Annotated in this window: 11 protein-coding genes; 4 read left to right on the top strand and 7 right to left on the bottom strand. The window is 69.7% G+C overall.

Annotated elements, in window-relative coordinates:
• Positions 1-45 precede the first annotated feature (45 nt).
• On the top strand, positions 46-762 hold the full coding sequence (locus DEJ19_RS08780; protein WP_027465455.1) for a DUF4191 domain-containing protein: 717 nt from the start codon (positions 46-48) through the stop codon (positions 760-762).
• Positions 763-1259: 497 nt separating this feature from the next.
• On the opposite strand, the gene DEJ19_RS08775 is transcribed toward DEJ19_RS08780, so the two are convergent.
• Positions 1260-1715, bottom strand: a complete 456-nt coding sequence (locus DEJ19_RS08775; protein WP_071244549.1) for an RDD family protein — start codon at positions 1713-1715, stop codon at positions 1260-1262.
• A gap of 141 nt (positions 1716-1856) precedes the next feature.
• Here DEJ19_RS08775 and glnA (DEJ19_RS08770) point away from each other — a divergent pair, with 141 nt between their 5' ends.
• A complete protein-coding gene (glnA, locus tag DEJ19_RS08770; protein WP_027465453.1) occupies positions 1857-3281 on the top strand; it encodes a type I glutamate--ammonia ligase in 1425 nt (474 codons plus the stop codon).
• Between the two features lie 443 nt (positions 3282-3724).
• Here the strand turns inward: glnA (DEJ19_RS08770) and DEJ19_RS08765 are convergent, their stop codons facing one another.
• From DEJ19_RS08765 to DEJ19_RS08740, 6 genes are all read right to left on the bottom strand, one after another.
• Positions 3725-5152, bottom strand: a complete 1428-nt coding sequence (locus tag DEJ19_RS08765; RefSeq protein WP_110863859.1) for a UDP-glucose dehydrogenase family protein — start codon at positions 5150-5152, stop codon at positions 3725-3727.
• Complete coding sequence (locus DEJ19_RS08760; protein WP_110863860.1) at positions 5149-6735, bottom strand: glycosyl hydrolase; 1587 nt, start codon at positions 6733-6735, stop codon at positions 5149-5151. The genes DEJ19_RS08765 and DEJ19_RS08760 overlap by 4 nt, the downstream gene beginning before the upstream one ends.
• The gene (locus tag DEJ19_RS08755; protein ID WP_110863861.1) at positions 6728-8314 is read right to left on the bottom strand and encodes a glycosyltransferase family 2 protein; all 1587 of its coding nucleotides are present in this window, start codon (positions 8312-8314) and stop codon (positions 6728-6730) included. Before DEJ19_RS08755 ends, DEJ19_RS08760 begins: the two co-directional genes overlap by 8 nt.
• Positions 8315-8885: 571 nt before the next feature.
• Entirely contained in the window at positions 8886-11837 is a 2952-nt protein-coding gene (locus tag DEJ19_RS08750) for a bifunctional [glutamine synthetase] adenylyltransferase/[glutamine synthetase]-adenylyl-L-tyrosine phosphorylase (protein ID WP_111232805.1), read from the bottom strand.
• Positions 11838-11873: 36 nt separating this feature from the next.
• The gene (glnA, locus tag DEJ19_RS08745; protein WP_027465449.1) at positions 11874-13211 is read right to left on the bottom strand and encodes a type I glutamate--ammonia ligase; all 1338 of its coding nucleotides are present in this window, start codon (positions 13209-13211) and stop codon (positions 11874-11876) included.
• Between the two features lie 125 nt (positions 13212-13336).
• Positions 13337-13516 carry an SPOR domain-containing protein gene (locus DEJ19_RS08740; protein ID WP_027465448.1) on the bottom strand — a complete coding sequence of 60 codons (180 nt, stop codon included), beginning with the start codon at positions 13514-13516 and terminating at the stop codon, positions 13337-13339.
• Between the two features lie 206 nt (positions 13517-13722).
• Between DEJ19_RS08740 and map the strand changes: the two genes are divergently transcribed.
• Together map and ppgK are read left to right on the top strand one after the other, a co-directional pair.
• Positions 13723-14586 (top strand): type I methionyl aminopeptidase, encoded by an 864-nt coding sequence (map, locus tag DEJ19_RS08735; RefSeq protein ID WP_071403965.1) that lies wholly within the window; start codon positions 13723-13725, stop codon positions 14584-14586.
• A gap of 41 nt (positions 14587-14627) precedes the next feature.
• A complete protein-coding gene (ppgK, locus tag DEJ19_RS08730) occupies positions 14628-15377 on the top strand; it encodes a polyphosphate--glucose phosphotransferase (protein ID WP_027465446.1) in 750 nt (249 codons plus the stop codon).
• Positions 15378-15463 lie beyond the last annotated feature (86 nt).

Raw genomic sequence — 15463 nt, 5'->3', positions numbered from 1 at the left:
CACGCGACGGTCTCCCCCGGCGCACGGAGGCCGTATCCTGTTCGCATGGCACGCAGCTCTTCCACAGACAAGAAGGCGAAGGAGCCGGGGCGTCTCAAGCAGATGTTCCAGGTCTTCCAGATGACCCGAAAGGCCGACCCGTCGTCGGTCTGGTGGTTCGCCCTCGCCTTCGTCGGTCCGGTCGTCCTCGGTGTCCTGCTGGCGCTGCTCCTGCCGGGGCAGAACTGGCTCGCGATCGTCCTGTGGATCGTCGCCGGTGTGCTGCTCGGTGTGCTGCTCTTCCTCATCGTGCTCGGTCGTCTGGCCGAACGCGCCGCGTACTCGCAGATCGAAGGCCAGCCCGGCGCCGTCGGTGCCGTGCTGTCGAACTCGCTCCGTCGCCAGTGGCGCTCGAGCGAGATGCCGGTCGCGGTGCACGGTCGCTCGCAGGCAGCGGTCTACCGCGCCGTGGGTCGCCCGGGCGTCGTCCTGATCACCGAGGGCCAGCGTGGCAACCTCAACCGCCAGGTCGACGAGGAGCGCCGCAAGGTGCAGCGCATCGTCCCGAACGTCGCCGTGCACGTGCTGCACGTGGGTGACGGCACCGGTGAGAGCCTGACGCTGCACAAGCTGCCCCGTGCCATGAACAAGCTCAAGAAGTCGCTCAACCGCAACGAGGTCCTGGCGGTCGCGAACCGTCTCGACTCGCTGACGCAGAGTCCCGCGGCCTCGATCCCGAAGGGCATGGACCCGATGCGGGCTCGCGCCGGACGGCCGCGCTGACCGAAGCCCTCCGCACACGAGAACGCCCCCGACCAGATCTGGTCGGGGGCGTTCTCATGTGTGGAGGCCGCGGGGGCTGGAGGTGTTCGCGAGGCCCGCACCGTGCGACCTTCGCTGGACCGTGGGAGGTTGTCGGCTCGGTGCGGGACTCCGACGGCGCACGCGGCAGGCAAGCTCGCACCCGGTGAGCAACCTCGCACGGTGCGAGGGCGATCAACGAAGGCCCGGCGCGCAACCTCGCACGGTGCGAGGGCGATCGACGGAGGCCCGGCGCGCAACCTTGCACGGTGCGAGGGCGCGGCACCGGCCCTGAACCGTGCGAGGTTGTCGGCTCGGTGCGAGACTCCGACGGCGCACGGGACGGGCAAACTCGCACCCGATGAGCAACCTCGCACGGTGCGAGGGCCAGCGGCGGAGGCCCGGCTCGCGACCTCGCACGGTGCGAGGGCGCGGACGACAGCCACGGTGCGCGCCCCGCACCCTCGGCCGGCCCCGGCTCAGCGGCGGACGAGCACCGTCCCCGCGATGCGGTCGTGCGCACCCCGGCTGTCGCGGTCGATGATGAGCGCCGGGACCACCAGGCAGAGCAGCACCGTCCGGAGGATCGGCCGCCACACCCCCACGTAGCCTCCACGCATCGGGACGACCCGCAGTCCGACGCAGATGTGCCCGAACGACCCGGACAGCAGGCAGATGAACACGATCTGCAGCACGGCGAAGATGGCGATCTGGACCCAGGAGTGCGCGATGTCGCCCGAACCGTTCACCGGCGACCAGACCCCGGTGACGTAGGCGACCAGGTCAGCAAGTGCGCCGTCGATGAGGAGCGCGACGACCCGCCGACCGATCCGCCCGACACTCCGGGGCCCGGACTCGGGCAGACCGAGGTCCTTGCCCGGCCATCCGTCCGGGTGCTCGGAGGGCGCGGACGGACTGGGAGTGCTGCGGGCCATGGTCCCCAGCGTAGGCGACGGCCCGGGCGTAACACGCCCGAAACAAACCAGTCATGTCCGGGAAACCCCGTGTCAATAGCCTCGTCGGAGGTGCCTTGACCGGTGCCTCCGACATCACCCAACCCATTGGAGATCGGCCCCATGTTCAGCGATTCCTCCGAGGTCCTGGCCTTCATCAAGGACACCGACGTCAAGTTCCTCGACATCCGCTTCACGGACCTGCCCGGTGTGCAGCAGCACTTCAACATCCCGGCATCCACCGTCGACGAGGACTTCTTCTCGGTCGGCCAGCTGTTCGACGGCTCCTCCATCCGCGGCTTCGCGTCGATCCACGAGTCCGACATGCAGCTGATCCCCGATGTCACCACGGCGTACGTCGACCAGTTCCGCGCCGAGCGCACGCTCATCATGATCTTCGACATCTACAACCCGCGGAACGGCGAGATCTACGGCCGCGACCCGCGCCAGGTGGCGAAGAAGGCCGAGAAGTACCTCGCGTCGACGGGCATCGCGGACACCGCGTTCTTCGCCCCCGAGGCCGAGTTCTACATCTTCGACGACGTCCGCTACTCGGTCACGCAGAACGAGTCCTTCTACGCGGTCGACTCCGAAGAGGGCGCCTGGAACACCGGTCGTGACGAAGAGGGCGGCAACCTCGCCAACAAGACCCCGTACAAGGGCGGCTACTTCCCCGTGTCGCCGGTCGACAAGACCGCCGACCTGCGCGACGACATCACCCTCAAGCTGATCGACGCGGGCTTCGAACTCGAGCGCTCGCACCACGAGGTGGGCACCGGCGGCCAGCAGGAGATCAACTACAAGTTCGACACGATGGTCCACGCCGCGGACGACATCCTGAAGTTCAAGTACATCGTCAAGAACACGGCTGACCAGTGGGGCAAGGTCGCCACGTTCATGCCGAAGCCGCTCTTCGGCGACAACGGCTCGGGCATGCACACCCACCAGTCGCTCTGGTCGGACGGCAAGCCGCTCTTCTACGACGAGAACGGCTACGGCGGTCTGTCGGACCTCGCCCGCTGGTACATCGGCGGCATCCTGAAGCACGCCTCGGCGCTGCTCGCGTTCACCAACCCGTCGATCAACTCGTACCACCGTCTGGTCAAGGGCTTCGAGGCTCCGGTCAACCTGGTCTACTCGGCCGGCAACCGCTCGGCGGCGATCCGCATCCCGATCACGGGCACCAACCCGAAGGCCAAGCGCATCGAGTTCCGCGCGCCCGACGCCTCCGGCAACCCGTACCTCGCCTTCGCCGCGCAGCTGATGGCGGGCCTCGACGGCATCCAGAACCGCATCGAGCCGCACGAGCCGGTCGACAAGGACCTCTACGAGCTCCCGCCCGAGGAAGCCAAGGGCATCCCGCAGGTCCCCGGCTCCCTCGACGAGGCGCTCGACGCGCTCGAGGCGGACCACGAGTTCCTCACGAAGGGCAACGTCTTCACCGAGGACCTCATCCAGACCTGGATCGACTACAAGCGTGAGAACGAGATCCTCCCGCTGGCCCAGCGCCCGCACCCGTTCGAGTACGAGCTGTACTTCGGCGTCTGAGTCTCGCTGACACCACACGAAGGGCCCCGCACCGTCAGGTGCGGGGCCCTTCGTGTGTATGCCAAAGCAACAGTGCGCTGACGGACAGGGCGCTGGCACCCGCGAGAGCGACAGAACGCCGCGAACGTTCCGCGGGATTCTGTCGCTCAGCGCGCGAGGACGCTGCCACCGTGCGCGCGGGGTGCTGACGCGACCGCCTGGAGGCCCGGTGCCGGTCCGGCGGGCGGGTGTCGGGCCTCCAGGCGGTCGCGACGCACGTTACTTCCCATCGCAGCCGGACTGGAAAGCGGAATCGGGCGTACCTGGTCAGATCTTCCGACCCGGTACGCCCGAATCGACCCGGTACGCCCGAATCGACCAGGGACGCCCGGACAGACCAGCCCCCGGGCGCACGGGAACGGGGCCCGCGCCGCCCGGCACGGACCCCGTCTCGCGAACGGTGACTAGCGGCTCGTGGCCAACGCGTCGTTCGTCCCCGCTGCGACGCTCACGGGTGCACCCGTGACCGGCGTGGGACGTCCCAGGGAACGGACGGTCCACCCCGCTTTCACCCAGTCGAGGACCGGGAGGCAGTTGCGCGCGTCGATCACGACGCGGCGCCCGACGAGGTCACCGAGGGCGACCGGGTCGGCGGTGATGATGTCGTCCCACTCGGTGAGCACGAGGACGACGTCGGCGCCCTCGATCGCGTCCGCCATCGACGCGGCGTAGCTCAGCGTCGGGAACGAGCGCTTCGCGGGCTCCATCGCCTCCGGGTCCCAGAGCGTCACCTGGGCGCCGCGGAGGTGCAGCGCGGCGGCGACGTTGAGCGCCGGGGAGTCCCGGACGTCGTCGGTCAGGGGCTTGAACGCGGCACCGATGACGGCCACGCGACGGTTGAGCACCGATCCCCCGGCCGAGTCGATCGCCATGTCGATGACCCGCTGGCGCTGCCCCATGTTGATCTCGTCGACCTGCTGCATGAGGCCGACGACCTGGCCCGCGCCGATCTCGTTCGCGCGGTACATGAGCGCCCGGATGTCCTTCGGCAGGCAGCCGCCGCCGAAGCCGAGGCCGGCGTTCAGGAACTTCCGGCCGATGCGGGCGTCGTGGCCGAGGGCGTCGGCGAGCGTGGAGACGTCGGCGCCGGTGATGGCGCACATCTCGGAGATCGCGTTGATGAACGAGATCTTCGTGGCGAGGAACGCGTTGGCGCTCACCTTGACGAGCTCCGCGGTGGCGAGGTCTGTGGTGATGACCGGGGTGCCCTCGCTGATGGGTGCGGCGTAGACCTCGCGGATCACGGCGTCGGCGGCCTCGGAGGCTCCACCCCAGACCAGACGGTCCGGGTGCAGGGTGTCCTCGACGGCCTTGCCCTCACGCAGGAACTCGGGGTTCCAGATGAGTTCCGCGTCGATGCCGGCGGGGGTGAACTCGCGGACGATACCGCGGAGCCGCGCTGCCGTGCCGACCGGGACCGTCGACTTGCCGACGATGAGGCCCGGGTGGGTGAGGTTCTCGGCGACGCCACGGGTGGCGCTCTCGACGTAGGCCAGGTTCGCGGCGTGCGACCCGGCCTTCTGCGGGGTGCCGACGCACACGAAGTGGACGTCCGCAGCGGCGACGGCCGAGGCGATGTCGGAGGTGAAGCGGAGCTTGCCGCTGGCGACGTGCTTCGTGATGAGCTCGGGCAGACCGGGCTCGAAGAACGGGACCTCACCGGCGGACAGTGCGGCGAGCTTCGACGGGTCGATGTCGACACCGATGGTCTCGAAGCCCATCTCGGCCATGGCGGCCGCGTGGGTGGCGCCGAGGTAGCCGGTGCCGATGACGCTGATGACGGGTGCGGGGCGGGTGTCGGCCGATGCGGTCGACTTCTTGGACTCGCTCATTGCGTGACCTCCTGCAGGTCGTAGTCGATGTCGTTGCGCTTGATGCCCTCGGCGAAGGCCTTGAGGGAATCGGCGCGGGAGTTGAGACGCCAGTCGTTCGTGGTGCGCTTGCCGTCGATGATGGTGGTCGCGGTCTCGCTGAAGTACGCGAAGCCGACGATGTCCTTGTTGGCGGGGTCCGCCAGCGCATCGAAGAGCGAGTTGATCCACTGCGTCTTCTGCGGGTTCGCGACACTCGTGCCGGTCTCGGTCGCCCCGATCTCGTTGAGCATGATGCCCTTGCCCGGCGCGATCTGGCGGAGCTGCGTGAGCGTCGCTCCGAAGGTCGTGCCGAACGTCGGCTGCTCGGTGGCGTCGCGGTAGTAGCCGCTCATGCCGACCCAGTCCACGTAGTCCGCACCCGGGTAGTACTGCTGCATGTAGTCGAGCGTCTGGTACTTCGGGTTGCCGAGCTTGTCGATGCGGCTCGGGGACCAGTCCCAGATGACGTACTTGTTCGCGCCGTTCGCCTGGAAGACGTCGTGCACGTGCTGCCACATCTTCTTGTAGGAGCCGGCCGGGTTCTTCTGGGCGTCACCCTCGGACCAGTTGTACCAGGAGCCGTTCATCTCGTGGTCGAGACGGATGACCATCGGCTGCCCGTTGGCCGCCAGCGCCTTGGCGTACTTCGTCAGGTAGGCGTCGAACGATCCACCGGAGATGTCGTCGTTGGTGTACCCGGGGACGTACTTCTGGTCGTTGCCGGTCTGTGCCGGCACCGTCTCCCACGTCATGAGCGGGACACGGCCGTTGGCCCAGGAGCGCTGCACCGCGGGGGCGTTGAACTCCTGGTCGAAGCCCTGGAAGAAGCCGGTCATGTTGGACGCGGTACCGACCTGACGGGAGACCTCGTCGTACTCGGCCCAGTTGAACGGGGACTGCGCGGTGTACAGGCCGTACCAGCGCGACTGCTGACCGAGGATCTCGGCCTTGGTGGGCGTGACGACCGGGGTGGAACCCGGGTCGGTCGAGGGACCGGGGTTCGGCTTCGAGCCACCGCCGTTGCCGGAACCAGAGCCGGACCCGGATCCGTTGCCGGAACCGGAGCCGCTGCCGGACCCGTTGTCGGACGAGCCCGAGCCGGACCCGGACGCACCGGCCGAACCGGCACCGGACCCGCCGGAACCCGAGCCACCGCTGCCGGAACCCGCGGCGTTGACGTTGGACGAGCCTCCCGAATCCTTCGCGGCACCGAGCTGGGACTGCAGCGACGCGATCTGCGCCTTGAGTTCCGAGATCTGGTCGCCACGCGACCCGGCCTGGGCCGTGCGGGAGTCGAGCTTGCCCTCGAGCGACCAGATGCGCTCCTGGGCGGCGTCGAGCTGCGTCTGCAGCTCGGCGGCGGACACCTTCTTGGCCTTCGGCGCCTCGACGCCCAGAGCCTGGTGCACGGCGGTCGAGACGGGGCCGGAGGGTGAGATCCACACCGACCAGGTGATGAGGCCGAGCGCCAGCACGATGGCCGTCGTGCCGATGGCCGTCCGGCGGGCGTGTTTGCTGGACTGCGCCCACCAAGCACTCGAGGAACGGATGAAGTCAGACAATGAGGAACGCCTCCAGGGCGAAGATCGCGATGCCGATCACGTACGGGATCGCTGCGTACGGGTTGTACCGGCGGGCTCGGGCGGGGGCCGGCGCGGCTGCTCGCTGGGCCTCCTGCTGCGCGACCGCTGCTGCGGCCTCGCGGCGGGTGGCGAGCACGGTGGTGGTGGAGTTGGTCGCCGCATCGGCGCCGAAGAGCTCGTCGAACGCACGGTCCACGGCCACCTGGTCGACCCCGGCCGACCGGGCACGTTCGTCGTCGATCGGACTGACCGGGACCTGCGCCGCGGAGGACAGCGGCTGGACGGCGTCCGCCGGGTCCTCCTGCATCGGACCGCCGGCGTAGGCACCGGCCCGGGTCCCCCAGCCGGAGGCGTGCGCCAGGCGGAAGAAGCCGATGAGCCGGATCGGCATCAGGAAGAACGTCGACACGATGATGAACATCGGCAGGCGGAAGAAGTCGCTCGGCTTCTCGGACAGGTGCCGCATCTGGCGGATCGCCATGCTCAGCACGCTCGAGATCACCATGAGCGCCGCGACGTAGACGAACCCGGTCGAGAAGCCGTACTGCGACAGGATGCCCTGGTACAGGTTCTCGCCCTGGCCGGTGAAGGCGCGGTAGATCCAGCCGGCGATCACGCCGAAGAGCATGAACGGCAGGATGATGTCGGTGATGAAGAACGCCGCGAGGACCGGGGCGTGGCCGAGCATCCACGGCAGCATCCGCAGCGTGTTGTACTGCGAGCCGCGGGCCCAGCGGAGCTGCTGCTTGAACAGCTTCTTCACCTGCAGCGGGGCGTCCGTGTAGACCAGCGACGTGTACTGGTAGACGGTCCGGTACCCCTCCTTGAGCGTGAGGTTCGTCAGTGTCCGGTCGTCCGAGACCTCGAGGAACACGCCCATGAACTTCTCGTGCATGAACCGGTCCATCACCCGCATGAGGATGCTCCGGCGGAACGCGATGGTGCGCCCGGGCAGGCAGCCGATCTGCCCGAGGACACTCTGTGCCGGCATCGAGTAGAGCGCCCGCGAGTTCTCGAGCCAGTCGGCCCAGCGGGTGATCCAGCTGCGCTCCGGTTCGAGGATGCGCTGCCGGGTCGTCACGCCACCGACGGACTCGTCGGCGAACGGCTTGAGGAGTTCCTCGAGCGCGCCGGGGGTCCAGACGGTGTCGGAGTCGACCAGCACCGTGATGTCGCCGTTGGACATCTCGGTGCCGACCTTGACGGCGTTGCGCTTGCCCGGGATGGGCGTGTGGGTCCAGCGGACGAGCGGGGCGAACTCGTCGCAGACCTCCTCGAGCGCCTCGTTGCGGGCACCGTTGATGACGACGATGATCTCGCCGGGCTGCTGCTCGACCATGCGGCCGATGACGTCACGGAAGAGGTCGAGCGGTTCGTCCACGACGGGGACGACGACGCTGGTGGTACCGACGAAGGTGCCGGTGAAGGGGCGGTAGCGGGCGGAGATGACGACCTTGAGCAACCAGAGCAACCAGATCACCGCGGAGTACACGGCGAACAGGTAGAACTCGGGGTGGCCTTCGACCATCTGCCTGATCTGCAGAATGAAGGTGAACACTGATCCCTGCTTCAACGTTCGAGGTGGAGATTCCGCTTCATCGGGGAATCAGGGCCGGTTCGGGTGATGCAATTGATGCAGAACCTGAACGCGCGCGCAACGCGGCCCCCGTCCGGGGGCGTTACGGGCGCGTTACGGGGTACACACCGGTCCCCCTCTCGGCCGGTCGGAGCGGTCCCCCGTGGTGCTGACAGCACTCCTGCGGACCACGCCTCGACGCCGGGTCGCCCTGATGGGCGACAGGTGCGGCCTGGAGGCACGGGTCGGGTCCGACGGAAAGCCCAGGTCAGCAGGTGATCACGCGGCGTGTCGGGGGACGTCGGAAAAGGTCCCCTGGCGGTCCGGTGGGAGTTCGGTCACGGCCCGGTAACGAGCCGGGCTCCGTTTCGAACAGGGGTACGAAGAGGGTGCCGTCGGGGGACGTCGTGCGACACGGAGAATTAACCTTCGATGGCTGCTCAGGTCGGGTCCGTCCGCGGACGCTCGGGCGTGTCGCGAGGTGCTCGGCGCTGCATCGGTGGCGGGTCAGGTGCTGCGCCGGCGGCAGGTCAGGCGCTGCGTCGGCGGCGGGTCAGGCGCCGTAGAACTCGCGCTCGAACACCTGTCGTGCGCGCCGCGTGACGCCGAGGTAGTCGTCCTCGAGGCGGCTCGCGGAGCCCGGCGGGTACTCCATCAGGCGGGCGACGCCCTCGAGCTGGACGCGGTCGACGGGCAGCACGTCGGTGGTCTTCCCCGACCACAGCACGAGGGCACTGCGGGTGCGCGACGCGAAGCGCCAGGCGGCCCCGAGTCGCTCGCCGTCCTCGGGGCCGACGAGTCCGGCGTCGACCGCGGCGTCGAGCGCCTCGAGCGTCGACGTGGTCCGGAGCGACGGGATCTCGAGCGCGTGCTGCAGCTGCAGGAGCTGCACGAACCACTCGACGTCACTGAGTGACCCGCGGCCGAGCTTGAGGTGTCGGGCCGGGTCGGCGCCGCGGGGCAGCCGCTCCGACTCCACGCGGGCCTTGATGCGGCGGACCTCGCGCACCTGGTGGTCGTCGATCCGCTCCGGGTACCGGGTGCGGTCGGCGAGGTGCTCGAAGTCACGCAGGAGCTGTGGGTCACCGACGGCACCGCGGGCGCGGAGGAGCGCCTGCGCCTCCCACGTGAGCGACCAGCGGGCGTAGTAGGCGCCGTAGGACTCGAGCGTCCGCACCACGGGACCGTTCTTGCCCTCGGGGCGCAGGTCGATGTCGAGGTCGAGCGGGTGGATGGTGTCCTCGGTCAGGCGGTTCAGCTCGCGCACGATGGTCTGGGCGGTCCGGGACGCGACCTCGGGGGCCAGGTCGGGTGCGCGGTACACGTACAGCACGTCGGCGTCCGACCCGAAGCCGAGCTCCCGACCGCCGTACCGGCCCATCGCGATGATGCCGAACTCGAAGCCCTCGGGCGCATCCCGGCGGGCGAGCGCGAGGGCGCCGGCGAGGGTGGCCTCGGTGACGTCGCTCAGGGCCGGGCCGAGCCCGTCGACGTCGAGGGAGCCGAGCACGGCGGCCATGCCGAGCCGCAGGGTCTCCCGACGTCGGGCCGACCGGAGCAGGGCCGCGGAGCCGTCGACGTCGTTGCCGTGCCGGGCGGTCGTCGCGGTCATCTCGGCGAGCAGGGAGTCGATCGGCCGCGGACGCAGGAGCGCCTCGGGTTCGTCGAGCCAGGCGACCGCCTCGGGGAACCGCTCGAGCAGCCCGGACAGGAACGCCGACTCGGACAGCACGGTGGTGAGCGAGTGTGCGGCGCCGGACGAGTCGCGCAGCATGCGGAGGAACCAGCTCGACTCCCCCAGCCCGTCGCTCAACCGCCGGAAGGCCAGCAGCGCACGGTCCGGCGCCGGCCCCTCGGCCATCCAGCGCAGGAGCACCGGGAGCAGGTTCCGCTGGATCGCCGCGCGTCGGCTCGTGCCCTGCGTGAGGGCGCGGATGTGGCCGACGGCTCCGGCGGGGTCGACGAACCCGACACCGGCGAGCCGGTCGACGACCTGGTCGTTGGTCAGGACGATCTCGTCCTCGGTCGAAGCCACCGCGGACAGCAGCGGTCGGTAGAACAGGCGCTCGTGCAGCCCGCGGACCTCGAGCTTCACGGCGCGCCAGCGGGCCTCGAGCGCCGGCGCCGACGCCGCGACGCCGCTCGACCGGGCGAGCACCCGCAGCTCCTCTTCGTCGGAGGGCATGAGGTGCGTCCGCTGCAGACGCCGGAGCTGGATGCGGTGTTCGAGCACCCGGAGCAGCGCGTAGTCCGGCCCGAACCGAGCGGCCTCGGCACGGCCGACGTACCCGGCGTCGGTCAGGGCGTCCATCGCCTCGAGCGTCGATCGCACCCGCACGGACGGGTCGTCACGGCCGTGCACGAGCTGCAGGAGCTGCACGGTGAACTCGACGTCCCGCAGGCCACCGGGGCCGAGCTTGAGCTGCCGGTCGACGTCGGCGTCGGGGATGTGCTCGGTCACCCGCTCGCGCATGCGCTGCACGGATTCCACGAATCCCGGCCGGGTGGAGGAGTTCCACACGAACGACGCGACGGCCTCGGCGTACCGGGCACCCAGGTCGGCGGATCCGGCGATCGGGCGGGCCTTGAGCAGCGCCTGGAACTCCCACCCCTTTGCCCAGCGCTCGTAGTACGCCACGTGCGAGTCGAGGGTGCGGACGAGTGCGCCGTCCTTGCCCTCGGGCCGGAGGTTCGCGTCGACCTCCCACAGGGCGGGTTCGGCGGCGAGGTCGGTGATCGCGTGCATGGCCGCGATCGCGATGCGGGTGGAGACGAGCACGGCCCGGTCGGTGGGGACGTCGTCGGTGGGCTCCGTGACGAAGATGACGTCGACGTCGCTGACGTAGTTGAGCTCGCGCGCACCGGCCTTGCCCATGGCGATCACCGCGAGCGGGGTCGCCGCGACGTCGGCCGCCGGGAACGGGACCTCGCGCCGGGCGATGTCGACGGCGGCGTCGAGGGTGGCGCCCGCCAGGTCGGCGAGGCCCGCCGCGACGGCCGGGAACGCGTCCGTCGGCACGGGGTGCAGCACGTCGAACAGGGCGACCTGGGCCAGGTGTCGGCGGTAGCGCACCCGCAGGCGCATCCGGGCGTCCTCACCCGTGGCACCGTCGACGGCCTCGGTCAGCGACGCCGTGTACCGCTCCTGCGACCACGGTTCACCGACCGGTTCGAGCAGCACTGCGAGCTCGGCCGGACGCCGGTGCAGGAACTCCCCGAGACCGATCGAGGCGCCGAGCAGGCGGATCAGGCGCTCGGTCGCGGCGTCGTCCGTCAGGACGGGGCGGAGCTCGTCCGGCGCACGCTCGAGCAGCCGCTCGAGCATCCGCAGGGCGCCGTCCGGATCAGCGGTGCCGCCCCAGAGCGCGGCAGACCCGGCGACCGGCAGCGGCACGTCGGGGCCGAACCGGGCCTCCAGGTCGGCAGCCCGCTCGAGGCTCTCCGACAGCTCGGCGAACCCCAGACGGGCCAGCTCCGAACGTGACGTCGTCGTCCGACCGGTCATGTGGAACGTGCTCCCGAGGGGTCAGGGCGCTCGGTTCTAGAGCGCGCCGAGGTTGGTGTCGAGCTCGAACGGGGTGACCTGGTCGCGGTAGCGCTTCCACTCCTGCCGCTTGTTGAGCAGCACGAAGTTGAACACCTGCTCGCCGAGGGTCTCGGCCACCAGCTCGGAGTCCTCCATGAGGCTCAGCGCGTGGTCGAGGCTCGCGGGCAGCTGGCTGTAGCCCAGGGCGCGGCGCTCCGAGTCGCTGAGGCTCCAGACGTTGTCCTCGGCCTCGGCGGGGAGCTCGTACTCTTCCTCGATGCCCTTGAGGCCGGCGGCGAGCAGCAGCGAGTACGCCAGGTACGGGTTCGCCGCCGAGTCGATGCCGCGGTACTCGATGCGCGAGGACTGGCCCTTGTTCGGCTTGTAGAGCGGCACGCGCACCAGGGCCGAGCGGTTGTTGTGGCCCCAGGTGACGAAGGACGGGGCCTCGTCGCCACCCCAGAGCCGCTTGTACGAGTTGACGAACTGGTTCGTCACCGCGGTGATCTCCGGCGCGTGCTTGAGCACGCCGGCGATGAAGTGCTTGGCGGTCTGCGACAGCTGGTACTGGCCACCGGCCTCGTAGAAGGCGTTCTGGTCGCCCTCGAACAGCGAGACGTGGGTGTGCATGCCGGAACCGGGCTGGCCCGAGATCGGCTTCGGCATGAACGTCGCGTAGACGCCCTGCTCGATCGCGACTTCCTTCACCACCGTGCGGAAGGTCATGATGTTGTCCGCCATCGTCAGTGCGTCGGCGTAGCGGAGGTCGATCTCGTTCTGCCCGGGGCCGGCCTCGTGGTGCGAGAACTCGACCGAGATGCCGAGGTCCTCGAGCATGCGGACCGACCGGCGGCGGAAGTCGTGCGCGCTGCCGCCGGGGACGTTGTCGAAGTAGCCGGCCTGGTCGACGGGCTGGGGGCCGCCGTCCTTCCACTCGCGGCTCTTGAGCAGGTAGAACTCGATCTCGGGGTGCGTGTAGAACGTGAACCCGCGATCGCTCGCACGCGCCAGGGTGCGCTTCAGCACGTTGCGAGGGTCGGCCACGGCGGGCTGCCCGTCCGGCGTCGTGATGTCGCAGAACATCCGCGCGGTGGGGTCGATCTCGCCGCGCCACGGCAGGATCTGGAAGGTCGAGGGGTCCGGGTGTGCCAGGACGTCGGCCTCGTAGGAACGGGTGAGGCCCTCGATCGCGGAGCCGTCGAACCCGATGCCCTCGGCGAACGCGCCCTCGACCTCGGCCGGGGCGATCGCCACCGACTTCAGCGTCCCGATGACGTCCGTGAACCAGAGTCGGATGAACTTGATGCCGCGCTCCTCGATGGTGCGGAGCACGAAGTCCGTCTGCTTGTCCATGCACGACCTTTCCGTGTATCGGGTGGCCGCTGGCGGGCCTCGTCCCAGGCTAGTGGTCCGGCGGTGTGCGCGGGGCCGTGCGACGCGCCGTCACCGGGGCGTCGGCGGGGCGCCGGCCGCGGAGCTCAGCGGTCCTCGGCGTCCCACTTCTCGTTGTTCGCGGCGATGCGGTCGAGCGCGTGCTGCGCCTCCTCGCGCGTCGCGAACGGGCCGATCCGGTCGCGCTGCGGGGACTGCGGGCCCTGCTCGACCTGGCCGGTCTTGTCGTTGAACCACCACTGGGACTCGATGCGGTCTTCGCTCATGCCGCCCACCGTACCCACGCAACCGCCTGGAGGCCCGGTGCCGGTCCGGCGGACCGGCACCGGGCCTCCAGGCAGTCACGTCCACCACGTCGGGCCGCACCGTGGGGCGGTTGCGCTCGACGCGTCGGGCGGTTGCGCTCGGCGCGTCGGGCTGCGCCCTGGGGCGGTTGCGCTCGGCGCGTCGCGCCGCGGCTAGAGTGGTCCGCATGCCCCGGGACGAACACGGACACCTGACCGCCGGCCGCATCTCCCCGCACCGCGCCGTCCCGAAGGACATCGAGCGTCCGGAGTACGTCGGGAAGGTCGAGCCCCACGAGCACGGCCTCGGTGACACCTACACGCCGGACGAGGTCGAGCGCATCCGCGTCGCCGGACGCATCGCATCGCAGGCCATCGACGCCGTCGGCGAGGCCATCCGCCCCGGTGTGACCACGGACGAGCTGGACCGGATCGGGCACGAGTTCGTCGTCGCGCACGGCGCCTACCCCTCCACGCTCGGCTACCGGGGCTACCCGAAGTCGCTGTGCTCGAGCCTCAACGAGGTCATCTGCCACGGCATCCCCGACGACACCGTCCTGCAGGAGGGCGACCTCGTCAACATCGACATCACCGCCTACAAGGACGGCATGCACGGCGACACGAACCGCACGTTCGTCGTCGGGCAGGCAGCGCCCGAGGTGTCGGACCTGGTCACCCGGACCGAAGAGGCACTGCGTCGCGGCATCAAGGCCGTCGCCCCGGGCCGGCAGGTCAACGTGATCGGCCGCGCGATCGAGGCGTACGCGAAGCGCTTCGGCTACGGCGTCGTCCGCGACTACACCGGACACGGCGTCGGTCGGGCGTTCCACTCCGGCCTGATCATCCCCCACTACGACGCACCGCAGTACGACACGGTGATCGAACCCGGCATGGTGTTCACCATCGAACCCATGCTCACGCTCGGCGGCATCGAGGCCGACATCTGGTCCGACGACTGGACGGTCTCGACCCGTGACAAGTCGTGGACCGCGCAGTTCGAGCACACCCTCGTCGTCACCGAACGCGGCGCGGAGCTCCTCACCGTCTCCTGACCGGACACCTCCGGCAGGCAACCGAAAGGCACGACAACCTCATGACCTCCCTCGCAGTCGGCGTCGACATCGGTGGTACGGGCATCAAGGGCGCGATCGTCGACGTCGCGTCCGGCGCCCTCACCACGGACCGCATCAAGAAGGCCACGCCCGAGGGCGGGAAGCCCCAGGACATCACGGCGGTGGTCAAGGAGATCATCGGTGAGCTCGCCCCCGGTGACGACGTGCCCGTCGGGGTCTGCTTCCCGGCGATCGTGCGGGACGGCAAGACGATGTCCGCCGCGAACGTGTCGAAGAAGTGGATCGGCTTCGAGGCCGAGGCGCTGTTCGAGAAGGAACTCGGCCGCTCCATCCACTTCGTCAACGACGCCGACGCCGCCGGGTTCGCCGAGCAGCAGTTCGGTGCGGCCAAGGGCAAGGACGGCCTGGTCATCGTGACGACGCTCGGCACCGGCATCGGCACCGCGCTCATCAACGACGGCGTGCTCATCGTCAACTCGGAGCTCGGGCACCTGGAGATCGAGGGACACGACGCCGAGTCGCGCGCCTCGTTCGCCGCCAAGGAGCGCGACGACCTGTCGTGGAAGCACTGGGCGAAGCGCCTGCAGAAGTACTACTCGACGCTCGAAGCCCTGCTCTCCCCCGAGCTCTTCGTCGTCGGCGGCGGGGTCTCGAAGCAGTACGAGGAGTTCCTCCCGCTGCTCGACCTGCAGGCGGACATCATCCCCGCGACGCTCCGCAACAACGCCGGCATCATCGGTGCCGCGACCCTGGCAGCGCGCAGCGTCTAGCGCTGGTCGCGCGTACCTGGTCGAATCGGGCGTACCCGGTCGGAACTTCCGACCAGGTACGCCCGTTCTCATCAGGTACCCGTGTG

The organism is Curtobacterium sp. MCSS17_016, from assembly GCF_003234255.2.
GTDB classification, from domain to species: domain Bacteria; phylum Actinomycetota; class Actinomycetes; order Actinomycetales; family Microbacteriaceae; genus Curtobacterium; species Curtobacterium flaccumfaciens.
Note: the sequence above shows the minus strand (reverse complement) of the source record. Positions and strands in the feature narration are given on the sequence as shown.